This window comes from Citrobacter sp. Cu231 (assembly GCF_030332265.1).
Lineage (GTDB): Bacteria > Pseudomonadota > Gammaproteobacteria > Enterobacterales > Enterobacteriaceae > Citrobacter > Citrobacter meridianamericanus.
This window is the reverse complement of the sequence record NZ_JAOWIE010000053.1, coordinates 171,139-196,225: the sequence shown is the minus strand read 5'-3', so window position 1 is coordinate 196,225 and position 25,087 is coordinate 171,139. Positions and strand designations below refer to the sequence as shown.

General features: G+C 53.0%; 26 protein-coding genes. 15 read left to right on the top strand and 11 right to left on the bottom strand.

Features of this window, described 5'->3' with window-relative positions:
* Nucleotides 1-40 precede the first annotated feature (40 nt).
* A complete protein-coding gene (locus OGY15_RS23770) occupies nt 41-589 on the bottom strand; it encodes a helix-turn-helix domain-containing protein (RefSeq protein WP_151218417.1) in 549 nt (182 codons plus the stop codon).
* 101 nt (nt 590-690) lie between these two features.
* Between OGY15_RS23770 and OGY15_RS23765 the strand changes: the two genes are divergently transcribed.
* Both OGY15_RS23765 and OGY15_RS23760 read left to right on the top strand, forming a co-directional pair.
* A complete protein-coding gene (locus OGY15_RS23765; RefSeq protein ID WP_151218416.1) occupies nt 691-1,350 on the top strand; it encodes an AzlC family ABC transporter permease in 660 nt (219 codons plus the stop codon).
* The gene (locus OGY15_RS23760) at nt 1,350-1,673 is read left to right on the top strand and encodes an AzlD domain-containing protein (protein WP_151218477.1); all 324 of its coding nucleotides are present in this window, start codon (nt 1,350-1,352) and stop codon (nt 1,671-1,673) included. Before OGY15_RS23765 ends, OGY15_RS23760 begins: the two co-directional genes overlap by 1 nt.
* Before the next feature lie 42 nt (nt 1,674-1,715).
* On the opposite strand, the gene OGY15_RS23755 is transcribed toward OGY15_RS23760, so the two are convergent.
* Entirely contained in the window at nt 1,716-1,928 is a 213-nt protein-coding gene (locus OGY15_RS23755; RefSeq protein ID WP_003825262.1) for a YdgH/BhsA/McbA family protein, read from the bottom strand.
* A gap of 128 nt (nt 1,929-2,056) precedes the next feature.
* Nucleotides 2,057-2,857, bottom strand: a complete 801-nt coding sequence (gene fdhD / locus OGY15_RS23750) for a formate dehydrogenase accessory sulfurtransferase FdhD (protein WP_222841103.1) — start codon at nt 2,855-2,857, stop codon at nt 2,057-2,059.
* A 230-nt stretch (nt 2,858-3,087) separates the two neighbouring features.
* Between fdhD and fdnG the strand changes: the two genes are divergently transcribed.
* Genes fdnG through fdhE form a run of 4 tightly spaced genes read left to right on the top strand, consistent with a single transcriptional unit; the run spans nt 3,088 to nt 8,611 of the window.
* Complete coding sequence (fdnG, locus tag OGY15_RS23745) at nt 3,088-6,138, top strand: formate dehydrogenase-N subunit alpha (protein ID WP_286541357.1); 3,051 nt, start codon at nt 3,088-3,090, stop codon at nt 6,136-6,138.
* 12 nt (nt 6,139-6,150) lie between these two features.
* Nucleotides 6,151-7,053, top strand: coding sequence for a formate dehydrogenase O subunit beta (gene fdoH / locus OGY15_RS23740; protein ID WP_106107909.1), 903 nt, complete (start codon nt 6,151-6,153; stop codon nt 7,051-7,053).
* Nucleotides 7,050-7,685 (top strand): formate dehydrogenase cytochrome b556 subunit, encoded by a 636-nt coding sequence (fdoI, locus tag OGY15_RS23735; protein ID WP_003028686.1) that lies wholly within the window; start codon nt 7,050-7,052, stop codon nt 7,683-7,685. Before fdoH ends, fdoI begins: the two co-directional genes overlap by 4 nt.
* On the top strand, nt 7,682-8,611 hold the full coding sequence (gene fdhE / locus OGY15_RS23730; protein ID WP_187254014.1) for a formate dehydrogenase accessory protein FdhE: 930 nt from the start codon (nt 7,682-7,684) through the stop codon (nt 8,609-8,611). Before fdoI ends, fdhE begins: the two co-directional genes overlap by 4 nt.
* A 36-nt stretch (nt 8,612-8,647) precedes the next feature.
* Here the strand turns inward: fdhE and OGY15_RS23725 are convergent, their stop codons facing one another.
* Together OGY15_RS23725 and OGY15_RS23720 are read right to left on the bottom strand one after the other, a co-directional pair.
* Nucleotides 8,648-9,022 (bottom strand): type II toxin-antitoxin system VapC family toxin, encoded by a 375-nt coding sequence (locus tag OGY15_RS23725; protein ID WP_187260235.1) that lies wholly within the window; start codon nt 9,020-9,022, stop codon nt 8,648-8,650.
* On the bottom strand, nt 9,022-9,264 hold the full coding sequence (locus OGY15_RS23720) for a ribbon-helix-helix domain-containing protein (RefSeq protein ID WP_187254043.1): 243 nt from the start codon (nt 9,262-9,264) through the stop codon (nt 9,022-9,024). The genes OGY15_RS23725 and OGY15_RS23720 overlap by 1 nt, the downstream gene beginning before the upstream one ends.
* 196 nt (nt 9,265-9,460) lie before the next feature.
* Between OGY15_RS23720 and OGY15_RS23715 the strand changes: the two genes are divergently transcribed.
* On the top strand, nt 9,461-10,369 hold the full coding sequence (locus OGY15_RS23715) for an alpha/beta hydrolase (protein WP_210905512.1): 909 nt from the start codon (nt 9,461-9,463) through the stop codon (nt 10,367-10,369).
* 150 nt (nt 10,370-10,519) lie between these two features.
* Here the strand turns inward: OGY15_RS23715 and fabY are convergent, their stop codons facing one another.
* The 6 genes from fabY to OGY15_RS23685 all read right to left on the bottom strand — a co-directional run bounded on the left by fabY (nt 10,520) and on the right by OGY15_RS23685 (nt 15,241).
* Entirely contained in the window at nt 10,520-11,461 is a 942-nt protein-coding gene (gene fabY, locus OGY15_RS23710) for a fatty acid biosynthesis protein FabY (protein WP_003825286.1), read from the bottom strand.
* Nucleotides 11,462-11,505: 44 nt separating this feature from the next.
* Entirely contained in the window at nt 11,506-11,943 is a 438-nt protein-coding gene (dtd, locus tag OGY15_RS23705) for a D-aminoacyl-tRNA deacylase (RefSeq protein ID WP_003028671.1), read from the bottom strand.
* On the bottom strand, nt 11,940-12,809 hold the full coding sequence (locus OGY15_RS23700; protein WP_136397728.1) for a virulence factor BrkB family protein: 870 nt from the start codon (nt 12,807-12,809) through the stop codon (nt 11,940-11,942). The genes dtd and OGY15_RS23700 overlap by 4 nt, the downstream gene beginning before the upstream one ends.
* A complete protein-coding gene (yihX, locus tag OGY15_RS23695; protein WP_003028663.1) occupies nt 12,803-13,402 on the bottom strand; it encodes a glucose-1-phosphatase in 600 nt (199 codons plus the stop codon). Before yihX ends, OGY15_RS23700 begins: the two co-directional genes overlap by 7 nt.
* Before the next feature lie 105 nt (nt 13,403-13,507).
* Nucleotides 13,508-14,311 (bottom strand): DeoR/GlpR family DNA-binding transcription regulator, encoded by an 804-nt coding sequence (locus tag OGY15_RS23690; RefSeq protein WP_003847907.1) that lies wholly within the window; start codon nt 14,309-14,311, stop codon nt 13,508-13,510.
* A 33-nt stretch (nt 14,312-14,344) separates the two neighbouring features.
* Nucleotides 14,345-15,241: a sugar kinase gene (locus OGY15_RS23685; RefSeq protein ID WP_151218411.1), complete on the bottom strand. Its 897-nt coding sequence runs from the start codon at nt 15,239-15,241 to the stop codon at nt 14,345-14,347.
* A 166-nt stretch (nt 15,242-15,407) separates the two neighbouring features.
* Here OGY15_RS23685 and yihU point away from each other — a divergent pair, with 166 nt between their 5' ends.
* The 8 genes from yihU to ompL all read left to right on the top strand — a co-directional run bounded on the left by yihU (nt 15,408) and on the right by ompL (nt 25,047).
* Nucleotides 15,408-16,304: a sulfolactaldehyde 3-reductase gene (gene yihU, locus OGY15_RS23680; RefSeq protein WP_151218410.1), complete on the top strand. Its 897-nt coding sequence runs from the start codon at nt 15,408-15,410 to the stop codon at nt 16,302-16,304.
* Nucleotides 16,305-16,314: 10 nt separating this feature from the next.
* Nucleotides 16,315-17,190 (top strand): sulfofructosephosphate aldolase, encoded by an 876-nt coding sequence (gene yihT, locus OGY15_RS23675; protein WP_003028656.1) that lies wholly within the window; start codon nt 16,315-16,317, stop codon nt 17,188-17,190.
* Nucleotides 17,191-17,204: 14 nt separating this feature from the next.
* Nucleotides 17,205-18,446, top strand: a complete 1,242-nt coding sequence (yihS, locus tag OGY15_RS23670; RefSeq protein WP_151224149.1) for a sulfoquinovose isomerase — start codon at nt 17,205-17,207, stop codon at nt 18,444-18,446.
* Between the two features lie 18 nt (nt 18,447-18,464).
* Nucleotides 18,465-19,307 (top strand): aldose-1-epimerase, encoded by an 843-nt coding sequence (locus OGY15_RS23665; protein ID WP_187260238.1) that lies wholly within the window; start codon nt 18,465-18,467, stop codon nt 19,305-19,307.
* A 48-nt stretch (nt 19,308-19,355) separates the two neighbouring features.
* Nucleotides 19,356-21,392 carry an alpha-glucosidase gene (locus OGY15_RS23660; protein ID WP_286541352.1) on the top strand — a complete coding sequence of 679 codons (2,037 nt, stop codon included), beginning with the start codon at nt 19,356-19,358 and terminating at the stop codon, nt 21,390-21,392.
* A gap of 45 nt (nt 21,393-21,437) precedes the next feature.
* The gene (locus tag OGY15_RS23655) at nt 21,438-22,820 is read left to right on the top strand and encodes an MFS transporter (RefSeq protein ID WP_003028647.1); all 1,383 of its coding nucleotides are present in this window, start codon (nt 21,438-21,440) and stop codon (nt 22,818-22,820) included.
* A gap of 46 nt (nt 22,821-22,866) precedes the next feature.
* Nucleotides 22,867-24,288 carry an MFS transporter gene (locus OGY15_RS23650; RefSeq protein ID WP_286541349.1) on the top strand — a complete coding sequence of 474 codons (1,422 nt, stop codon included), beginning with the start codon at nt 22,867-22,869 and terminating at the stop codon, nt 24,286-24,288.
* Nucleotides 24,289-24,354: 66 nt separating this feature from the next.
* Entirely contained in the window at nt 24,355-25,047 is a 693-nt protein-coding gene (gene ompL / locus OGY15_RS23645; RefSeq protein ID WP_151218407.1) for a porin OmpL, read from the top strand.
* Nucleotides 25,048-25,087 lie beyond the last annotated feature (40 nt).

The following is a 25,087-nucleotide window of genomic DNA, read 5'->3' as shown; positions in this document are numbered from 1 at the left end:
GGCGCTAACGCGCCGCATCCGGCACAACTCAACATAACAGTTAGTTCTGCTCAGAAACCAGAATCGCTTGGGTGTCGGGCTCCAGCGCTTTAAATATATGCGCCTGGTCCGCGGGGTAACAAATATAGTCACCCTCGCCTAGCTCCTCCGGCGATTCCGTTAATCCCACCATCGCCTTACCCTGCGTCACGATGATATGTTCAACCGATCCCGGTGGATGTGGTTCTGAAATTCGATCCGCGCCCGGTTGCGTCAGCAGCAGATAGATATCCCGCCGCGCGCCCGGTGGGCAGGCCGCCAGTAAAATGGCCTGATAATGAGCCTGCTCAGCCACGACTTTTGTCCCTTCACCACGGCGAATCACCTGCGTTTTTTGCTCCTGCGGTTCCAGCAGGCGCGCAAAGGGAATATCCAATGCTACACACAGCGACCACAACGTTTCCAGGCTAGGATTTCCATTGCCCGCTTCCAATTGCGAGAGTGTCGATTTTGCAATTCCTGCACGACGGGCAATCTCCGCCAGCGATAAACCGGTGCGCTGACGTTCACGCACAAGACTTTTCGCGATCATACTGATGGGTTGGGTCATTCACGACTCCGCGTTCTTTATATCGAACAAATCGTTCGACTTGTAAATCAAACTTGTTGCGTTCATTATAATGGAAACTCGTTCGATACGGCTAAAACGGTATGAAACATTATTTTTCCAGTCTCAAAGGCGACACGATAAAAGCGATATTTTTAGTCTGTCTGGCCGTCGGGGTTGTGGGCATGTCTTACGGCTCGCTGGCGATGGCTTATGGCTTCCCGCTGTGGGTACCGTTTGTGCTCTCTGTTACGGTGCTGGCGGGCGCGTCCGAGTTTATGTTTATCGGTATCGTCGCCAGCGGCGGTAATCCACTGGCGGCTGCGGCTGCCGGTTTACTGGTTAACGCCCGGCACGTGCCGTTCGGCGTTACGGTGCGCGATCTGGTAGGGAAACGTGCCGCCAGCTACCTCGGCTGCCATATCATGAACGACGAAAGCGTGGTGTTTGGCCTGTCGCAAAAAACGCCAGAGCAGCGTAAAGCCGCCTACTGGCTGTGCGGTCTGGGCGTCGCGGTTTTCTGGCCTGTTGGCACGCTGGTCGGCGCGGTCGTCGGCAGGCTTCTGCCCGCTCCAGAAACTATCGGTCTGGATGCCGTCTTCCCTGCCATTCTGCTGGCGCTAGTCGTCCCGGCATTTAAAAACCGTACGACGCTTATCCGCGCCTGCAGCGGTGCCACGCTGTCTCTCGCCGCCGTCCCTTTTGCACCGGTGGGTTTGCCGGTACTGCTTTCGCTGTTTGGCTTACTGACGAGGAAAAAATGATGGGCAATATGACGCTGTTTATCGTCGGTATCGCCGTGTTATCTCTGGGAACCTATTTAATGCGTTTAGGGGGAACTAAGCTGGGGAGCCGTTTAGCACTCTCAGAACGCTCGCAGGCGCTGCTTTCCGACGCTGCCACCGTATTACTGTTTTCCGTTGCGCTGGCGACCACCTTTTACGAAGGCGAACACTTTGCTGGCATGGCGCGCGTGCTGGGCGTGGCTTTTGCGGTGTTTCTCGCCTGGCGTAAGCTGCCGCTGATTGTAGTGATCGTTGCCGCCGCAGTGGTGACCGCGTTGTTAAGAATGGCAGGTATACACTAAAAAAGCGCCTCCAGGGCGCTCTTTCGACAATACAAAGGTCTCTTATTTCAGCAATTCTGCGGTCATATGCACACGGTTACCGGTGTATGCCTGAGTGATTTTGTAATCGCTGGCACCTGCGCGTTCAGCCTGAGCGGCAATTTTTGCTTCAGCGCTTTCCAGCGTAGAACCGGTCGCGGTAACTGTCTGAGCAGCGAAAGAACCGAAAGAAGTAGCCAGAGCGATAACTGCGACAAAAGTTTTGATGCTTTTCATGATATAAACCCTTTAACTTAGTTGTTTGAGTAAGGCACCGTGCCTTGATGTGATAAATAATAGCCCTCACATCACACAACTAAAAGCGGAAGGATTTGCCAGTCTTATTCAAATTAATTGAACACCTGTTATTCTGTTACCAGACGCTCGGGATGGGTATAAATCGTTGCCCTGCCCGGTTTACAAAAGCCCACCAGCGTCAGGTTACAGCGTTCGGCAACCTCTACCGCCAGCGTTGTCGCGGCAGACACAGCAAACAGAATCTCCACGCCGCACATCGCCGACTTCTGCACCATCTCGTAGCTGGCGCGGCTGGAGACTAATACCGCGCCCGGTCGCCAGGCTTCCCCTTCGATAGCACGTCGTCCCAGCAGTTTATCCAGCGCAACATGGCGCCCAACATCTTCATGTCCGCCCGCCAGATAACCTGACGGCTGTACCCAGGCAGCCGCGTGCGTGCAACCTGTCAGTTGCCCAACAGGCTGGAAATCAGGGAGATGCCTTAAAGCGTTATCGAGATGTGCCAGATCGAATGTCTGGGTAAACGGCAGAGGCTGGACCGGCTTGCCAATGTCATTGAGTTGTTCAACGCCGCAAACGCCACAACCGGTACGACCGGCCAGCGCACGACGTCGCTCCTTCAACCCCATAAAACGACGGCTGGACAGCTCAACCTGCACTTCTAATCCGTTACAAGAAGGAACCACTTCCATCCCGTAGATATCCTGTGGGCGCTCAATAATGCCTTCAGAAAGTGAAAAGCCCATCGCAAAGTGCTCAAGATCTTTCGGTGATGCCATCATCACCACGTGCGAAATCCCGTTATAAACCAGCGCAACCGGTACTTCTTCAGCGACGACATCCAGCTGAGAATGTAGCAAATCCTCGCGTTTCCAGAGGGTCAGTTGGCGCGATCCTGTCAAACTCATCACATTTTTGATGTTTTCTTGAATAATCTTATTCACTTTCTTTTAACCATATTGGAACACGCATACCAACATTGTGGTATTCTTTACAAACCCCTCCTGGAGGGAGGGAAATTCACCCAATTCTGGACCTTTGCGGTCCCGTCCGCAAAGAAAAATAACAACCACTTCCCTCACGCTCGAGTAACGGAAAAGTGAAGGGAACGTGACAATGTCGAAACAAGGAGCAAACCATGCAGGTCAGCAGAAGGCAGTTCTTTAAGATCTGCGCTGGCGGTATGGCAGGCACCACGGCAGCGGCACTGGGCTTTGCACCCGGCGTAGCGCTCGCGGAAACACGGCAATATAAACTGCTGCGTACCCGCGAAACCCGTAACACCTGCACTTACTGTTCCGTTGGCTGTGGACTGTTAATGTACAGTCTCGGTGACGGAGCAAAAAACGCCAAAGCATCCATCTTCCATATCGAAGGGGACCCGGATCACCCGGTGAACCGTGGCGCGCTGTGCCCGAAAGGGGCAGGACTTGTGGACTTCATCCACTCCGAAAGTCGCCTGAAATTCCCGGAATACCGCGCACCAGGCTCTGATAAGTGGCAACAGATTAGCTGGGATGAGGCATTTGATCGCATCGCTAAGCTGATGAAAGAAGACCGCGACGCAAACTACGTTGCACAAAACGCCGAAGGCGTAACCGTTAACCGCTGGCTTTCCACCGGGATGCTGTGTGCTTCCGCTTCCAGTAACGAAACCGGCTATTTAACGCAAAAATTCTCCCGCGCGCTCGGTATGCTCGCGGTCGACAACCAGGCACGCGTCTGACACGGACCAACGGTAGCAAGTCTTGCTCCAACATTTGGTCGCGGTGCGATGACCAACCACTGGGTCGACATTAAAAACGCCAACCTCGTTGTGGTGATGGGTGGTAACGCCGCTGAAGCTCACCCGGTCGGGTTCCGCTGGGCGATGGAAGCCAAAATTCACAATGGCGCGAAGCTGATTGTTGTCGATCCGCGCTTTACGCGAACCGCAGCGGTGGCTGATTTCTATGCTCCGATTCGTTCTGGTACTGATATTGCATTCCTGTCAGGCGTCTTGCTGTACCTGCTGAATAACGAAAAATTCAACCGCGAATACACGGAAGCCTATACCAACGCCAGCCTGATCGTACGTGAGGATTACGGTTTCGAAAATGGCCTGTTCACTGGCTACGACGCGGACAAACGCAAGTATGACAAAACCAGCTGGAACTACGAACTGGATGAAAAAGGCTTCGCCAAACGCGATGTCACGCTGCAACACCCGCGTTGCGTGTGGAACCTGCTGAAACAGCACGTTTCCCGCTACACGCCGGATGTCGTAGAAAACATCTGCGGTACGCCGAAGGCTGATTTCCTGAAAGTGTGCGAATACATCGCAGAAACCAGTGCAAAAGACAAAACCGCGTCGTTCCTGTACGCACTGGGCTGGACGCAGCACTCCGTTGGTGCACAGAACATCCGTACCATGGCGATGATTCAGTTGCTGCTTGGCAACATGGGGATGGCTGGTGGTGGCGTTAACGCTCTGCGCGGTCACTCCAACATTCAGGGTCTGACCGACTTAGGCCTGCTGTCACAAAGCCTGCCGGGCTATATGACCCTGCCAAGCGAGAAACAAACTGACCTGCAAACCTACCTCGCCGCCAACACGCCAAAACCGTTGCTGGAAGGTCAGGTGAACTACTGGGGCAACTACCCGAAATTCTTCGTTTCCATGATGAAGGCCTTCTTTGGCGATAAAGCGACAGCGGAAAACAGCTGGGGCTTCGACTGGCTACCGAAGTGGGATAAAGGGTACGATGTCCTGCAGTACTTCGAGATGATGAACCAGGGCAAAGTGAATGGCTATATCTGCCAGGGCTTTAACCCGGTAGCATCGTTCCCGAATAAAAACAAAGTTGTGGCTTCACTGTCCAAACTGAAGTTCCTGGTCACCATCGACCCGCTCAACACCGAGACGTCGACCTTCTGGCAGAACCACGGTGAGTCGAACGATGTGGATCCGTCGAAAATCCAGACCGAAGTATTCCGTCTGCCGTCCACCTGCTTCGCCGAAGAGAACGGTTCTATCGTCAACTCCGGTCGCTGGTTGCAGTGGCACTGGAAAGGCGCGGACGCCCCGGGGATTGCCGTTACCGATGGTGAAATCCTCGCCGGTATCTTCCTGCGCCTGCGTAAGATGTATGCCGAGCAGGGTGGTGCGAACCCGGAACAGGTGCTGAGCATGACCTGGAACTACTCCACACCGCACGAACCGGCTTCGGAAGAAGTGGCGATGGAGAGCAATGGTAAAGCGCTGGCCGATATTACCGACCCGGCAACGGGTGCAGTCATCGTTAAGAAAGGCCAACAGCTTAGCTCGTTCGCCCAACTGCGTGACGACGGTACCACTTCCAGCGGCTGCTGGATTTTTGCCGGGAGCTGGACGCCGGAAGGCAACCAAATGGCGCGTCGCGATAACGCCGACCCGTCAGGTCTTGGCAATACGCTGGGCTGGGCATGGGCGTGGCCGCTCAACCGCCGCATTCTGTATAACCGCGCGTCTGCTGACCCGCAGGGGAATCCGTGGGATCCAAAACGTCAGATCCTGAAATGGGATGGGGCGAAATGGAGCGGGATGGATATTCCAGACTACAGCGCCGCCGCACCGGGCAGTAACGTTGGGCCGTTCATCATGCAGCCGGAAGGGATGGGACGTCTGTTTGCTATCGATAAGATGGCGGAAGGTCCGTTCCCGGAACACTACGAGCCGTTTGAAACGCCGCTGGGGACTAACCCGCTGCATCCGAACGTTATCTCTAACCCTGCCGCGCGTATCTTCAAAGATGACGCTAAAGCGCTGGGTAAAGCGGATAAATTCCCGTACGTCGGTACGACCTATCGTCTGACTGAGCACTTCCATTACTGGACCAAGCATGCGCTGCTCAATGCCATCGCACAGCCAGAACAGTTTGTGGAAATTGGCGAGAAGCTGGCGAATAAGCTCGGCATCTCTCATGGCGATACCGTCAAAGTCTCCTCTAACCGCGGCTACATTAAAGCCAAAGCAGTGGTGACTAAACGTATTCGCACGCTGAAGGCCAACGGTCAGGATATCGACACCATCGGTATTCCGATTCACTGGGGTTACGAAGGTGTGGCGAAAAAAGGCTTTATCGCTAACACGTTAACGCCATTCGTCGGTGATGCGAACACGCAGACGCCGGAATTTAAGTCCTTCCTCGTGAACGTGGAAAAGGTGTAACGGAGACGACCTATGGCTTATCAATCGCAAGACATCATTCGTCGTTCCGCCACTAACGGTTTCACCCCCGCGCCTCAGGCGCGGGATCACCAGGAAGAGGTGGCGAAGCTTATCGACGTCACCACCTGTATCGGCTGTAAAGCGTGTCAGGTGGCCTGTTCGGAATGGAACGACATCCGTGATGAAGTGGGCAGCAACGTTGGGGTGTACGACAACCCGGCTGATTTGACCGCTAAATCCTGGACGGTAATGCGCTTCTCAGAAGTGGAACAAAACGACAAACTGGAGTGGCTTATCCGCAAGGATGGCTGTATGCACTGTGCCGATCCGGGCTGCCTGAAGGCGTGTCCGGCTGAAGGCGCAATCATTCAGTATGCCAACGGTATCGTCGACTTCCAGTCCGAGCAGTGTATCGGCTGTGGCTACTGTATCGCAGGCTGTCCGTTCGACGTGCCGCGCCTCAATCCGGAAGACAACCGCGTGTATAAATGTACGCTGTGCGTTGACCGTGTCGTGGTCGGGCAAGAACCGGCCTGCGTGAAAACCTGCCCAACCGGCGCGATTCATTTCGGTACCAAAGAATCGATGAAAACGCTGGCGGGCGAGCGAGTGGCGGAGCTGAAAACCCGTGGCTACGAAAATGCAGGTCTGTACGATCCGGCAGGCGTTGGCGGTACACACGTGATGTACGTATTGCACCATGCCGACAAGCCGAATCTGTATCACGGCCTGCCGGAGAACCCGGAAATCAGCGCCACCGTGAAATTCTGGAAAGGCATCTGGAAACCACTCGCAGCCGTTGGCTTTGCAGCGACATTTGCGGCCAGTATCTTCCACTACGTCGGCGTAGGTCCAAACCGTGCGGAAGAGGAAGAAGACAATCTGCATGAAGAAAAAGACGAGGTGCGCAAATGAAACGACGTGACACCATCGTGCGCTACACGGCGCCGGAACGCATCAACCACTGGATCACCGCCTTCTGTTTCATTCTGGCGGCAGTGAGCGGGATGGGCTTTCTCTTCCCGTCTTTTAACTGGCTGATGCACATCATGGGCACGCCGCAACTGGCGCGAATTGTGCACCCATTTGTCGGCGTGATTATGTTTGCCTCGTTCATCATCATGTTTTTCCGTTACTGGCACCACAATCTAATCAATCGGGATGATATCTTTTGGGCGAAGAATATTCGTAAGATTGTCGTCAACGAGGAAGTAGGTGACACGGGACGTTATAACTTCGGCCAGAAATGCGTATTCTGGGCGGCGATTATCTTCCTGGTCCTGTTGCTGGTGAGCGGAGTGGTCATCTGGCGTCCATATTTTGCGCCTGCTTTCTCAATCCCGGTGATCCGATTCGCGTTAATGCTGCATTCATTTGCCGCAGTAGCGCTAATTGTGGTTATCATGGTGCACATTTACGCCGCCCTTTGGGTGAAAGGCACCATTACCGCGATGGTGGAAGGATGGGTTACCAGTTCATGGGCGAAGAAACATCACCCGCGCTGGTACCGTGAAGTCCGCCAGAAACAGGAAAAGTCATCTGAATGAGTATTCGCATAATCCCGCAAGATGAGCTGGAGAAGAGCGAGAAACGCACGGCGGATATGATTCCGCCGTTATTATTCCCCAGACTCAAAAATTTGTATAACCGCCGCGCTGAACGTCTGCGCGAGCTGGCCGAAAACAACCCGCTGGGCGATTACCTGCGCTTTGCTGCGCTGATCGCCCACGCACAGGAGGTGGTGCTGTACGACCATCCGCTGCAGATGGATCTGACCGCGCGCATCAAAGAAGCGAACGATCAGGGCAAACCGCCATTGGATATCCACGTCCTGCCCCGCGACAAACACTGGCAAAAGCTGCTGCAGTCGTTGATTGCTGAGCTGAAGCCGGAGATGAGCGGTCCCGCGTTAGCGGTGATCGAGAATCTGGAAAAAGCCTCAGAGCAGGAACTGGAGCTGATGGCCAGCGCGCTGTTTGCCTCTGATTTTGCCTCCGTCAGCAGCGACAAAGCACCGTTCATTTGGGCTGCCCTGTCGCTCTACTGGGCGCAGATGGCGAGCCTGATCCCCGGCAAAGCCCGTGCGGAATACGGTGAACAGCGTCAGTTCTGCCCGGTGTGTGGTTCAATGCCGGTCTCCAGCATGGTGCAAATCGGTACCACTCAGGGCCTGCGTTATCTGCACTGCAACCTGTGCGAAACCGAGTGGCACGTAGTGCGCGTAAAGTGCAGCAACTGCGAGCAGAGCCGTGATTTAAACTACTGGTCACTGGATAACGAACAGGCGGCAATCAAAGCTGAAAGCTGCGGTGACTGCGGGACTTACCTGAAGATTCTGTATCAGGAAAAAGACCCGAAAGTCGAGGCCGTGGCCGACGATCTCGCTTCACTGATGCTGGACGCGCACATGGAGCAGGAGGGCTTTGCCCGCAGTTCCATCAACCCGTTCCTGTTCCCGGGTGAAGGGGAGTAAGGTCTTTACACTACCGGGCGGCGTAGGTCGCCCGGGTTACAGTGTATACGGTGTAACCACACCAGATATGCCTGCAAAATCCTTAGTATTTCGCGTAACCAGCGTAAGACGATGAATCTGTGCTGTTGCCAAAATAATGGCATCCGGCAATTTCATCCCATATTCCTGCCTGATACTCACGCTTCGTTCAGCAATATCCTGTGAAACACCGATCACGTTAAATGCGCTCAACGCAACGCGTGTGCGGGATTCCTGATGGTATTTCTTTGCCGCAACCATCACTTCCATCCAAGTGATCAGGCTGATCGCATTCTGTGGCGGCCATGTTTCTATCGCTTGCTTTGCTTCACTCATTCCACTAAACAGGTCGATGAGGATGTTAGTGTCAAAAAGCGCGGATCCTTTGACCATTACCATTCCTCACGAAGTTTGCGTTGGTACTCAACGCCATCTTCCTCACAACCTTTCCAAAGTCCGAGAGCGCTGGAAATTGTGGTTGCAGCCTGATCCTGCCTTTCCAGATACTGCTCAACGGCCTCGCGCAAGAGTTCAGCACGAGGTAAGTTGCGCTGCACCTTGAGATCATCAAGACGTTTAATCACTTCATCTGATAAATCGAGTAATATTCTACCCATATCCATCCCAGTCATTATACTAATATATACCTCAAGTATATCATCAGCGATTAATTTCCACACAACATACACCTGAGAAAAGCGGGAAAATAGCCTTCACGTGAACGATTTTTACTTTTGCGAGCCACTTTCCAGAATCATACCCGCCCCCATTTTCATTCATGCCAATCCAGGTTATAAAACTGTATATCCATACAGATAAGAGTATTTAAAAATGACACTGGAAAGCGGGATTGCGCAGTTAGTTGAGGCATTTATCGCGGCGGGACGTCCTTCTTCCCGTGAGCAGAGTATTGATGACCGGAGAGCCGGCTATATTGCCAGTACGACATTGGCCGGAGAAACAGAAACCCGCGTACAGGTTGAAGATATTGAACTCGATACCATGACATTTCGCGTTGTTTCGCCTCTAAACACTGCGGGAACGCTACCCTGCGTCATTTACTATCATGGCGGATGTTTTGTCAGCGGTGGGTTTGCTACGCATGATAACCAGCTAAGGCAGCTCGCCTGGTTCAGCGGGTGTCGGGTCATTGCAGTACAGTACCGCCTTGCGCCAGAGCATACCTTCCCGGCAGCACATGATGACGCTGAAACCGGGGCCAATATCATCTGGAAGTATGCAGAAAAACTAGGTATTGATCGCGAGCGCATCACACTTGCTGGCGACAGTGCGGGTGGACACCTGGCGCTGGTCACTGCACTACGCCTGAAAGCGGCCAGGCAATGGCAACCTGCGCAGCTTATGCTGATCTACCCGATGCTGGACGCAACCACCAGGTTTGCGAGCTATGAACATAATGGGCAGGATTACATTATCACCCGCGACACGCTGCTTTCGGGCTACGAGATGTATATGCCGAAAATCGACCCGTTGCATCCCGAAGTCAGCCCACTCTGGCGTGAAGACTTCAACGGTTTGCCGCCCACGCATATCATTACCGCTGAATTCGACCCACTGCGAGATGAAGGCGAGGCCCTGTATCAACGTATCCAGGAGCAGGGTGTAGAGTGTACTTGCCAACGCTATCTCGGCGTTATCCACGGGTTTTTCCAGTTGGCAGGGGTGAGCCCGGCGGCAAGAAGCGCTATGCGGGATGTGGCCTGGCGGTTTAGCCAATAAGGGTATTCATGAGTTCTGAAATTAAGGAGGGTACTCATCAATACAACCACCGCCAGCATGCGTTTTTTATCAAAATGCGGATTATGGAGTTTTCATAATCCGCATTTTACATCAGCAAATGTACCCAATATTACATTTCAGCTACAGAAACTACTCTTCCTCATTCCCGCCTTCTTCATACGCGCCAAACGGTTTCGCGGGTAGCACAATATAGGTACCTTCAAACACGACACCCGGCGTGTCATCGCCAAACACCCCGACCTGCATCTGCACACGCGCCTTGCGGCCTCTTGCCAGACGGTCGAGGTCACCGCTCAGCGACCCCAGGTCGGCAATAGCAGTTGGTTTTCCGGTGATCGGCCTGCTGTATCGGATATGCGCGTCGGCGAGGATGATCGTTCCACCCAGATGACGCTCGCGCAGCATCAGCCAGATCAGCCCCCAGCCCGTTAACGTCGCCAGTGAAAACAGGCTTCCGGCAAACAACGTGTGGTGGGGATTCTGATTGCCTGTCTCGGGCATCGTGGTGATAAATTTCTGCCCGGTGTACTGCTGAATGCGCACGCCCATTTTCTCGCTCAATGGTATATGTTCGTACCAGGCTTGCTGTAGCTGTCCACACCAGTCCCCGCGATGGAGAATATCGTCCAGCGTCGCAATGGGCTTAATCATCAAAAAGTGGCGCACAGGCGTGGTTTGCGGTGTGGTGATTTCCCCCTGGCTCACAAAACCGAGCTTGGCGAAAAATTCGACAGCATCTTCACGGGCGCTACAAGTGACGCGCTTTACCCCTTCCTGACGCGCCACAGATTCCAGGGTCATCGCCATCAGCGTGCCCAGCCCTTTCTCTTGCACGGAGGGGTCTACGGCCATAAAACGTATGGAGGCTTCGTTATCCGCATTGATATACAGACGCCCTACCGCAACCAAATTCCCCTCTTCGTCCACCACCATCTGGTGATGCGCCATCGCGTCCCAGGCATCCCGTTCTGAGCCTTTTGGCTGGTGCAATGGTTTACGCAGCATCTCCCAGCGAAACTGGTAGTAGCGCTCCAATTCTTCTTCTGTTTGCGGTACTCGAAGGTGATACATAGTCGTATTCTCTCTTGTTGTCCGCGGCCATACCGGTAGCTGGTTCATACTTGTAACCAGAACGTCACGGGACCATCATTAACCAGTGAAACCTGCATATCCGCAGCGAATCGACCGGTTTGCGTATTCATTTCCTGTTGGCGGCAACGCTCAACAAAGTATTCATACAGCGCTTCTGCCCGCTCGGGCGCTGCGCCTTTCGAAAACCCCGGACGCATGCCGCGCTCGGTATCTGCCGCCAGCGTAAACTGTGAAACCACCAGCACGCTGCCGCCTGACTGCTGCACGTTGAGGTTCATTTTGCCTTCGGCATCGCTAAAAATCCGATAGCCGAGTACGCGCTCACACAGACGGTTCGCTTTCTGTTCGTCATCATCCCTTTCGACACCTAACAGGACCAAAAGTCCCGGGCCAATTTCACCCGTCACCTCGCCCTCCACGGTGACGCTGGCACGGGTTACGCGCTGAATTAATGCAATCATGGTTGCTCTGCTTCTTCTTTTGCGGCTTGTTTAAGTTTGCGGTATTCCCCGAGAGTGACAGTTATTTCCGCGCCTAGCAAGACGATACACCACGTCCAGTATACCCAGACAAATAAAATGGGAATCACCGCCAGAACACCGTAAATGAGCTGATACGACGGGAACATCGTGATGTAGAGCGCAAATCCTTTCTTTCCGGCTTCGAACAACACGGCGGCCACAAAGGCGCCAATAACCGCGTCACGGTTGGGCACACGCGTAGTCGGTACAATGCTGTAAAGCAGCCAGAATGAGAGCCAGGAAAGCACCAGCGGGAAAATACGCAGGACGTTATCAATCACCGTGTTGAGATCGCTGGCCCAGCGCAGTGACAACAGATAAGAACTGATCGCCAGACTGGCTCCCGCCAGCAGTGGGCCCAGCGTTAAAATCATCCAGTAAACGGCGAAAGAGTAAACTTTAGGGCGAGTGCGTTTACTGCGCCAGATAGTATTCAGCGCATTATCAATGGCGTACATCAACAATAACGCTGTGACAATCAGCCCACATGCCCCGACTGCCGTCATTTTATTCGAGTTGGCGACAAACTGTTCGATATAACGTTGAATGACGTCTCCCGTCGCCGGGATAAAGTTTGCGAAAATAAAATGACGTAACTGGACACTGACGTCGGAAAACATCGGAAATGCGGCGAAAAGCGCAAATACGACGGCAATAAGCGGCACTAATGAGAGCAATGAAACGTAGGCAAGATTCCCTGCCAGCGTCGTCATGTTGTCCTCATCAATCCGTTGCCATAGTAGCTTCAGCCAGTCTCGTACAGGACGCGTATGATGCCTGGCTTGCTGCTGAACATTTTTTAGCATAACAACGTCGCGAAATAGTCAGGAATGGTCTTTTTATCGACGACCTGGATACTGGTGATCCCTAACCGGTTAGCCCCTTCAATATTATCGGCGTTATCGTCAAAAAAGACCGCATCGTGCGCAGAAAAACCTTCAGACTGCAGGACGTGCTGGTAAATTCGCGCTTCCGGTTTACGCATGCCCAGTTCCTGGGAAAGGTAAATATGATCAGCAGCCTGACGGATCTCGGGGTATTCATCCGGCCAAAACGTGGTGTGCAGGCGGTTGGTATTTGACAAGACCACCACCCGATGCCCCTGCTCACGCAGCTTTTGCATGATGTCGATAACCTCAGGACGCAAGGCGACAAACACGGCCTGCCAACCGTGAGAGAACTGCTCGTAACTTAGCGGCAGCGCCATCTCATGACATAGCGCCTCGGCGAAAGCTTCATCCGTTATTTCGCCTCGCTCGTGCTGGTGAAAAGCCTCTCCCATGGTGAAACTTTGCTTTAGCGAAGCCAGTGGTACACGGCTTAGATCGCTCCATGTACCCAACACGCGGTTGAAGTCGATATCGACAATCACATTACCCAAATCAAAGATATAGAGCATGCCCTTCTCCTTATTCGCCGTGGATGAATAACTGTAGCGGGAAAGGAGAAGTTTGACTATGCGAGAGTGAAGGCTGCGAACTTATCGGGCCATCATTGGGAAGAACTACACGGCCAGAGCATCATCTTGCGAAGGACTCACCTGCACAATTTCAACCTGCTGTGACTGGAGTAAATTGTGCAATGCCGGACCAGGGTATTCATCAGTAAATAGCGCTGTCACCTGGGACACGTTGCCAATTTCAACAGCGGCAGAAGCCGTATATTTCGTATGATCCGCTGCCAGCAGAATGTGTCTTGAATGCGACATCATCGTTTTCACTACGCTGGCCTCGTTAACATCAAACTCCAGCAGCGCGCCGTCACTTTCGATCGCACCAACGCTGGTTACCAGGTAATCGGCCCGAAAATCAGCGACAAATGCCGAGGCTGAGGGACCAATGATGCCACTGTTGTGCGGGCGTAATGTTCCCCCCGGCACCATGACCTCAAAACGCGGATTGTTATAAAGAATGTGCGCCACGCGCAAGCTATTGGTGATAATACGCAAATGATTATGGTTTAACAGCGCGCGGGCCACCTGCTCGACGGTGGTGCCAATCGTAATGAACACTGTCGAGCCGTCAGGAATGTAGTCAGCCACCGCCTCCGCGATGGCTTTTTTCTCTTCCGTCCAGGAGACTTCACGCTGCTCAAACGCCGTATTCACCACGCTGGAGGCTCTACCAGCCCCACCATGATGACGCGTAATTAATCCCTGCTCGCTGAGTTTACGAATATCACGACGCACGGTCTGCGTGGACACGTCCAGCAGACTGGCCAGCTCGTCGATATTCATATAACCGCGCTCGCTAATCAGCATCAACAGCTGATCGTGTCGCGGATTACCGGTCAGTTCGGTAAGACTCATGAAATTTCCTCGAAAAACCATTGCCCTGGCATTTTATACAAAAAGTGACAGAAAAGATCGGGTTTGATCACAGTCAGGGATTCCAGCCCTTCCTCCCGGACGCGTGCATTTTAGCGCAGCAACCCCACTGGCGAACCTGACCGCGTCTTCCGGGGCATCACCACCAGCCAGGCTGAACGCGAGCGCACCGTGGAAAACGTCTCCGGCCCCCGTAGTATCCACAACGTCTACTTTAAATCCAGATTGATGCTGCAACGCATTATTTTTTATCCAGTCACAGCCCTCACTGCCGCGCGTTACATAAACATGTCCATTTGTGAGCGTTTTTGATTTTTTCAGTCCAGCTACAGGATCGGTTATCCCGGTTAAACGCGCCAGACCCGGTTCAGAAAACGCAGCATGATCGCTTAACGCCACCAGCTCACTGATATCTTGTGGCGTGACGTCACCATCCAGTACCGTCATCACTCCCGCCTGACGCGCCAGTGTGAACGCCTCCCTGGCGCCTTCGTGCCAGCGAACATCCGCCAGAACCACATCCCACTGGGAAAAATCGATCTCGTTGAGCCAGCCAGCGTCATGCAGTAAGTCCGGGCTGGGGTAGTTAACGATAATACGCTCCCCTTGCGCATCCACCATAATCGCCGATTGCGAAGACTTTGCCCCCGCATAGCGCCGGGTGTAGCGGGTGTTTACCCCCAGGGACTCCAGCTCCGCCAGCAGGCTATTTCCGGTGTCGTCATCGCCCACACGGCCAATAAAGTCCACCTGTGCGCCCAGCTTCGCTGCAGCCACTGCGGCCGTTGCAGCAGGCCCGCCGCCCACTTCCGTATAACGCTTCGCCACATACTTACCTCCTTCAGTCGGTAAACCTTCCACGTAATAGATGCGATCCATCACGGCAATACCTACACAAGCAATACGAATCATGGTCATTCCTTAGGCGTTTCAAGATGGGATCATTTTAATTTCACAAAATGTTTAAAAAGTGACGGCTGTCAATTTTTTGACCATAAATTACAAATACGATCAAAAACAGACAAAAACAAACGACCTTAAATGACAAAAAATGACATCCACGTCTCAGGAGAACGTTATGGCAGTTATAGCATTTATCGGATTAGGTCAGATGGGTTCACCCATGGCGAGCAACTTGCTGAAGCAGGGTCATCAACTCAGCGTCTTTGACGTTAACCCGGATGCCGTTCAGCGCCTGGTGGAAAAAGGAGCCCAACCTGCCAGCAGCCCGGCTCAGGCAGCAAAAGGGGCAGAATTTGTTATCACTATGCTGCCAAACGGCGATCTGGTGCGCAGCGTACTGTTCGGCGAGCAGGGTATCTGTGAAAGCCTTTCCCCACAGACATTAGTGATTGATATGTCGACTATTCACCCACTGCAAACTGACAAACTGATCGCAGATATGCGTGCCAAAGGCTTCGACATGATGGATTGCCCGGTTGGACGTACCTCCGATCACGCTATCGCGGGAACGCTGTTGCTGCTGGCAGGTGGAACGGCACAGCAGGTAGAACGCGCCACACCGGTCCTGATGGCGATGGGCAATGAATTGATCAATGCAGGGGGGCCCGGCATGGGCATTCGCGTCAAGCTCATCAACAACTACATGAGCATCGCGTTAAACGCCTTGTCTGCTGAAGCCGCCGTGTTGTGCGAAGCGCTCGGCCTCTCCTTCGATGTGGCCTTGCAAGTCATGAGCGGCACTCCCGCCGGGAAAGGCCACTTCACTACCTCCTGGCCGAACAAAGTGCTGAAAGGCGATCTTTCCCCGGCCTTTATGATCGATTTAGCTCATAAGGATCTTGGCATCGCTCTGGACGTTGCCAACCAATTACACGTACCGATGCCGCTCGGCGCCGCCTCCCGCGAAGTCTATAACCAGGCGCGCGCCGCTGGCCGTGGCCGGGAAGACTGGACGGCCATTCTTGAACAGGTTCGCGCATCCGCCGGGCTAAATAAACATACAGATAAGTAAGGACTGAACAATGACGAAGTACACCCTGAAAGATATCACCCGAGCTTCCGGCGGTTTTGCCATGCTGGCAGTCGATCAGCGCGAAGCCATGCGCTTAATGTTTGCCGCAGCGGGTGCAAAATCCCCGGTCAATGACAGCGTGCTGACCGATTTCAAAGTCAATGCGGCAAAGATCCTGTCCCCCTATGCCTCCGCCATTCTGGTCGATCAGCAGTTCTGCTACCGCCAGGTTGTAGAGCAAAACGCGGTCGCCAAAAGCTGCGCCATGATTGTGGCCGCTGATGAGTTCATTCCGGGTAACGGAATTCCGGTCGATAGCGTGGTGATTGATAAAAAAATCAACCCTCAGGCTGTGAAGCAAGATGGTGCTAAGGCCCTCAAATTGCTGGTGCTGTGGCGTAGCGATGAAGATGCCCAACAGCGTCTTGATATGGTGAAAGAATTTAATGAGCTATGCCATTCCAATGGACTGCTGAGCATCATCGAGCCGGTTGTTCGCCCACCGCGTCGTGGCGATAAGTTCTGCCGTGAACAGGCCATCATCGATGCCGCGAAAGAGCTGGGCGATAGCGGTGCCGATCTCTACAAGGTCGAAATGCCGCTGTACGGCAAAGGAACCCAACAGGAATTGCTTAGCGCCTCTCAGCGCCTGAATGAAAATATCAACATGCCGTGGGTCATTCTCTCCTCTGGTGTGGATGAAAAACTGTTTCCACGCGCGGTCAGCGTAGCAATGACCGCAGGCGCATCCGGCTTCCTGGCCGGGCGGGCGGTCTGGTCATCGGTTGTTGGCCTGCCGGATACCGAACTGATGCTGCGTGATGTTTCTGCACCGAAGTTGCAGCGTCTGGGCGATATCGTCGACGAAATGATGGCCCGCCGCTAATAGAGGATCAAAGCATGAAATGGTTTAACACCCTAAGCCACAACCGCTGGCTGGAACAGGAAACCGATCGCATCTTTAACTTTGGTAAAAATGCTGCTGTCCCTACTGGATTTGGCTGGCTGGGAAATAGTGGTCAGGTCAGAACGGATATGGGAACGCATCTGTGGATCACCGCCCGCATGCTGCACGTCTATTCCGTTGCCGCCTCCATGGGTCGCCCAGGTGCATATCAACTCGTCGACCACGGCATTAAGGCGCTGAACGGCGCGCTACGTGACACACGCTACGGCGGTTGGTACGCCTGCGTCAATGACGAAGGCGTGATGGACGCCTCCAAGCAGGGTTATCAGCATTTCTTCGTCTTACTTGGCGCAGCAAGCGCGGTTACTACCGGTCATCCGCAGGCCAGAAAATTGCTGGATGACGCCATCGAGGTGATTGAGAAATACTTCTGGAGCGAAGACGAGCAAATGTGCCTGGAGTCCTGGGACGAGGCCTTCAGCCAGACGGAAGATTATCGCGGCGGCAACGCTAACATGCACGCAGTCGAGGCTTTCCTGATCGTGTATGACGTGACTCATGACCGTAAATGGCTCGATCGCGCACTGCGCATCGCTTCGGTGATTATTCACGACGTGGCCCGTAGCGGGGAGTACCGCGTCAACGAACACTTCGATTCACAGTGGAATCCAATCCGCGATTACAACAAAGATAATCCAGCTCACCGTTTCCGCGCCTACGGTGGCACGCCGGGTCACTGGATCGAGTGGGGCCGCCTGATGCTGCATCTGCATGCCGCGCTGGAAGCTCGCTTCGAAACACCACCCGCCTGGCTGCTGGAAGATGCAAAAGGACTTTTCCACGCCACTATCCGCGATGCCTGGGCACCGGACGGCGCAGACGGTTTTGTCTATTCGGTGGATTGGGACGGCATACCGATCGTTCGCGAAAGAGTGCGTTGGCCAATAGTCGAAGCGATGGGTACCGCCTACGCCCTGTACACCCTCACAGGCGACAGCCAGTACGAAGCCTGGTACCAGAAATGGTGGGATTACTGCATCACCTACCTGATGGATTACGAGACCGGTTCATGGTGGCAGGAGCTGGACACCGATAACAAGGTGACCACCAAAGTCTGGGACGGCAAGCAGGATATTTATCACCTGCTGCACTGCCTGGTGATCCCACGTCTGCCGCTGGCTCCGGGCCTTGCTCCGGCTGTTGCCGCCGGTCTGCTGGATATCAACGCTAAATAAGTAACAAGGTGGGCTGCCATGCATAGCGGTGGAAAAACCATTCATCTTCAGGCCGGACACTACCAGGCAAAAATCGTCACGGTTGGCGCTGGGCTAGCGGAATTGACGCACCGTGGGCGTCATATCGTTATTCCCCACAAACCGGAAGAAATGCCGCTGGCACACTTGGGGAAGGTGTTAATCCCCTGGCCAAACCGCGTTGTAGACGGCAGCTATCACTATAACGGCAAGGATTACCAACTTGCCGTTAACGATCCTGTTATGCATACCGCCATTCATGGATTACTGGCCTGGCGGGACTGGCAGATTAACCAGCAGTCGGCATCGGAAGTGTCGCTGACGATTTTTCTGCCGCCTTCTTATGGTTATCCCTTTGCGCTGGTTTCAGAGGTGATTTACCGACTGGAGGCAGACTGTGGATTGCACGTTTTTATCCACACACAGAATGTGGGTGACGAAATCGCGCCGTACGGCGCGGGAGCACATCCCTATTTGACCTGTAATCTGCAACCCATTGATGACTGTGAATTAACACTCCCGGTGAGTGAAGAAACGTGTGATGAACGATATTTCACCACGCCGCAACGCATTGCGCAGACCGCTATCGATCATACGTTCCGGACTCTGCCACCTGACGCTGAGTGGGAAGTCAGGATGACCTGCCCATCGCAAAACATGTCAACTTTTTTACGTAGCCACCAGCCCTGGTTGCAAGTGTATACCGGCGAAAAATTGGCAAGGCGCGGCCTGGCGGTTGAACCGATGACCTGCCCGCCCGACGCCTTTAACTCCGGAATAAGCCTGATTCATCTCGCGCCCGGAGAACAACATCAGATGCATTTTTTAATCGGCAGTGAATAACAGATTTCCGACAAATTACCGAATTACCCTATTTTTACGGAGACGACAATGAATTCGCTACAACAACGGTCAACCGCCTTAGAACTCACATCATTACCTGATGGATTTGCTTTAACGTACCACCAGCGCCTGATTATACGTCACAGCACAGAAACCCCCTGCCTGTGGATCGGCGCTGGCGTTGCCGATATTGACATGTTTCGCGGCAACTTCAGCATTAAAGACAAGCTCAATGAGAAGATTGCCCTGACTGGCGCCACGGTAAGCGAGTCGCCAGACGGCTGGCGGGTACATTTCAGCCGCGGTGACACCATCAACGCCACGCTACACATCTCTACCGATGAACAGGGCCGCCTGAAGCTGGATCTGCACAACGATGATCTCAACCATAACCGCATCTGGCTGCATCTGGTCGCCAACCCTGACGATCATATTTACGGCTGCGGCGAACAGTTCTCTTACTTCGATTTGCGCGGAAAACCATTCCCGCTGTGGACCAGCGAACAGGGCGTGGGCCGTAACAAAAACAGCTATGTCACCTGGCAAGCTGACTGCAAAGAAAATGCTGGCGGAGACTACTACTGGACCTTCTTCCCGCAGCCAACCTTCGTCAGCACGCAGAAGTACTACTGCCACGTTGATAACAGCTGCTATATGAATTTCGACTTCAGCGCGCCGGAGTATCACGAACTGGCGCTGTGGGAGGACAAAACCACCCTGCGTTTTGAGTGCGCTGATACCTACATCTCCCTGCTGGAAAAACTGACCGCGCTGCTGGGTCGTCAGCCGGAACTGCCCGACTGGATTTACGATGGCGTCACGCTCGGTATTCAGGGCGGTACTGAGGTTTGCCAAAACAAACTGGACACCATGCGTAACGCAGGCGTGAAAGTAAACGGCATCTGGGCGCAGGACTGGTCCGGGATCCGCATGACCTCCTTTGGCAAGCGCGTGATGTGGAACTGGAAGTGGAACAGCGACAATTATCCGCAGTTGGATAGCCGTATTAAGCAGTGGAAAGAAGAAGGCGTGCAGTTTCTCTCCTACATCAACCCGTATGTTGCCAGCGATAAAGATCTCTGTGCTGAAGCGGCCAAACACGGTTACCTGGCGAAAGATGCATCCGGCGGCGATTACCTCGTAGAGTTTGGCGAGTTTTACGGCGGCGTGGTCGATCTGACCAACCCCGAAGCCTACGACTGGTTCAAAGAGGTCATCAAGAAAAACATGATCGAACTGGGCTGCGGCGGCTGGATGGCAGATTTTGGCGAATACCTGCCAACCGATACGTATCTGCACAACGGTGTCAGCGCCGAGATCATGCACAACGCCTGGCCCGCACTGTGGGCGAAATGTAACTACGAAGCGCTACAGGAGACCGGCAAACTCGGCGAGATCCTGTTCTTTATGCGTGCGGGCTACACCGGCAGCCAGAAGTACTCCACCATGATGTGGGCAGGCGATCAGAACGTGGACTGGAGCCTTGACGACGGTCTGGCTTCCGTCGTGCCTGCGGCGCTGTCGCTGGCGATGACCGGTCACGGTCTGCACCACAGCGATATCGGCGGCTACACCACCCTGTTTGACATGAAGCGCAGCAAAGAACTGCTGCTGCGCTGGTGTGATTTCAGCGCCTTCACGCCGATGATGCGTACCCACGAAGGTAACCGTCCTGGCGATAACTGGCAGTTTGATGGTGATGCTGAAACTATCGCCCACTTTGCCCGAATGACCACTGTCTTTACCACCCTGAAACCGTATCTGAAACAGGCCGTCGCGCAAAACAGCGCTACCGGTCTGCCGGTGATGCGCCCGCTGTTCCTGCATTACGAAGACGATGCGCGGACCTATACCCTTAAATATCAGTACCTGCTGGGACAAGATCTGCTGGTTGCACCGGTTCACGAACAAGGCAGGACTGACTGGACTCTGTATCTACCTGAGGATAGCTGGGTAAATGTCTGGACCGGGGAAACTTACCAGGGCGGTGAAATTACCGTGGATGCGCCTATTGGCAAGCCTCCGGTGTTTTATCGCGCGAAGAGTGAATGGACGTCACTGTTTGCCACTTTACGCAACATCTAATACGGCTCGCCCGTGGGGAGACTCACGGGCACATGGAGAATAATAATGAGTCAGACTTCTTCTAATCCGGCAACCCTACGCTTGCCGTTCAAAGAAAAACTCGCCTATGGGATGGGTGATTTAGGTTCCAATATCCTGCTGGACATAGGTACGCTCTATTTACTCAAGTTTTATACCGATGTTCTTGGTTTACCTGGAACTTATGGCGGTATCATTTTCCTTATCGCCAAGTTTTTTACCGCGTTTACCGATATGGGGACTGGGATTATGCTCGACTCGCGCCGCAAAATCGGCCCGAAAGGCAAATTCCGCCCGTTCGTTCTGTATGCCGCATTTCCAGTGACGCTGCTGGCGATTGCGAACTTTGTCGGTACACCATTTGAAGTCACCGGTAAAACGGTGATGGCAACGGTACTGTTTATGCTGTACGGACTGTTCTTCAGTATGATGAACTGCTCTTACGGTGCGATGGTCCCCGCGATTACCAAAAACCCTGACGAACGCGCCTCGCTGGCAGCCTGGCGACAGGGCGGAGCTACTCTTGGCCTGCTGCTGTGCACCGTCGGTTTTGTGCCAGTAATGAACCTGATCGAAGGCAACTCACAGTTGGGCTATATCTTCGCCGCCACCTTGTTCTCTCTGTTCGGCTTGCTGTTTATGTGGTTGTGCTATGCCGGGGTAAAAGAACGCTATGTGGAAGTGAAACCCGTTGATGCCGCGCAAAAACCGGGATTGCTGCAATCCTTCCGCGCCATCGCAGGTAACCGCCCGCTGTTTATTCTGTGCGTTGCCAACCTTTGCACACTTGGCGCGTTTAACGTCAAGCTGGCGATTCAGGTCTATTACACCCAGTACGTACTGAACGACCCGATCCTCCTTTCGTGGATGGGCTTTTTCAGCATGGGCTGTATCTTCATCGGTGTCTTCTTGATGCCGGGAATGGTCAGACGTTTCGGCAAGAAAAAGGTCTACATCGGCGGTTTGCTGATCTGGGTCGCGGGCGATCTGCTTAACTACTTCTTTGGCGGCGGCTCAGTCAGCTTTGTCGCCTTCTCCTGTCTGGCATTCTTCGGCTCGGCATTCGTCAACAGCCTGAACTGGGCGCTGGTCTCCGACACGGTGGAATATGGCGAATGGCGTACCGGCGTACGTTCGGAAGGTACGGTATACACCGGCTTCACCTTCTTTCGTAAAGTGTCACAAGCGCTGGCAGGATTCTTCCCCGGCTGGATGCTGACGCAAATCGGCTACGTCCCCAACGTGGTGCAATCTGCCAGTACGGTCGAAGGGTTGCGTCAGCTGATCTTTATTTATCCCTGTGCGTTGGCGGTGATCACCATTGTAGCTATGGGCTGTTTCTACAACCTTAACGAGAAGATGTATGTCCGCATCGTTGAAGAGATAGAAGCGCGTAAACAAACCGTTTGATAATAATAATGAATAGCGCTCTACGGAGCGCTATTGAGGAGCGATTATGTCTTTTCATGATCCGCTAACGCTAAAACTGAGCCTGCGTGAAAAATTCGCCTACGGTGTGGGTGACTTCGGCTCAAATTTGATGCTGTGTATCGGCACGCTGTATCTGCTTAAATTTTATACCGATGAACTAGGGATGCCGGCCTGGTACGGTGGGATTATCTTTTTGGTGGCGAAGTTCTTCACCGCCTTCACCGATATTCTGACCGGCGTGTTGCTGGACTCAAGGCGTAATATTGGCGCAAAAGGGAAATTCAGACCCTTTATTTTATATGCGTCATTTCCTGTCGCCGTCGTCGCCAGCGCGCAATTTTTAGCGACAGGCTTTACGCTAACGGTGAAAACAGGGCTGGCAACGGTGTTGTTCATGCTGTTCGGCCTGTTCTATAGCCTGATGAACTGTTCCTACGGTGCGATGGTGCCTGCAATTACTAAAAATCCACATGAACGCGCTCAGCTCGCCGCCTGGCGTCAGGGCGGCGCTACCGTAGGCCTGTTACTGTGTACCGTTGGCTTTATGCCGATTCAGGCGCTATTTGTCAGTTCGCCTTCGCTGGGTTATCTGATTGCCGCATTGATCTTCTCCGTCTGTGGGTTGTTCAGCATGTGGTGGTGCTTTAGCGGTGTGAAGGAACGTTATATCGAAATCGTGCCGGATCACCATAAACCCAGTATTCTCAAATCGTTCTGCGCCATTTTCCGTAACCCTCCACTATTGGTGCTATGTGTTGCCAACTTGTGCACGCTGGCGGCATTCAATATTAAGCTGGCGATTCAGGTGTATTACACCCAGTACGTGCTCAACGATATACATCTGCTGTCGTGGATGGGTTTCTTCAGCATGGGATGCATTCTGGTTGGGGTACTGCTGGTTCCCACTGCTGTAAAACGCTTCGGTAAAAAACAGGTTTACCTCGGCGGTCTGGCGCTATGGGCAATCGGCGATGTGCTGAACTTTTTCTGGGGTAGCACGTCATTTTTATTTGTGATGTTTTCTTGCATGGCCTTCTTCGGAACCGCTTTTGTTAACAGCCTGAACTGGGCGCTGGTTCCGGATACGGTCGATTATGGTGAATGGAAGACGGGGATCCGTGCGGAAGGCTCGGTATATACGGGTTATACCTTTTCTCGCAAGATTTCCGCGGCGCTCGCAGGCTTCCTGCCTGGGATTATGCTGACACAAATCGGTTATATCCCCAACATAACCCAGAGCGATGCTACCCTGCTCGGTTTGCGTCAACTTATTTTTCTCTGGCCCTGCGGACTTGCGATTATTGCAGCACTTACAATGGGCTTCTTTTATAAGCTCAATGAAACACGTTTTGCTTTTATTATTGAGGAAATCAGCCAACGGAAGAAAAATAATACCCAACCAGACTCTGTTACCAATAAGAAAAATACCTCTGCTGTAAACGTATAAAAATAACAGCCGCTTATTCCATCTCAAGGGATGGCGGCCTTCCTACGCTTAAAAAATGGATTTATCATGAAAAAATTAACGACAATAATTCTCTTATCCTCTGTGGTATCAACCTCTGCTTTTGCTGGCGCCTATGTAGAAAACCGCGAAGCATATAACCTGGCGTCCGATCAAATAGAGGTCATGATGCGCGTCGGCTATAACTCCGATATGGGCGCGGGTATCATGCTCACCAACACCTACACCATGCAACGCAAGGATGAGTTAAAACACGGCTATAACGAAATAGAGGGCTGGTATCCGTTATTTAAACCGACAGATAAATTGACAATCCAACCTGGCGGATTAATAAACGATAAGAGTATTGGTTCTGGCGGTGCTGTTTATCTGGATGTTAACTATAAATTTACACCATGGTTTAATCTTACCGTGCGTAATCGATATAACCATAATAACTACAGTTCAACCGACCTGAACGGTGACCTGGATAATAATGATACCTATGAAATAGGTAACTACTGGAACTTTACCATTACCGATAAATTCTCCTATACCTTTGAACCTCACTACTTTATGCGAGTCAATGACTTCAATAGCAGCAACGGAAAAGATCATCATTGGGAAATTACCAATACCTTTAAGTATCGGATCAATGAACACTGGTTGCCCTACCTGGAATTACGCTGGTTAGATCGCAATGTTGAACCCTATCATCGCGAACAAAACCAGATTCGTGTTGGGGCAAAGTATTTCTTCTGATACTGCTGATGATAAAAAAAGCCGCTGATAATCAGCGGCT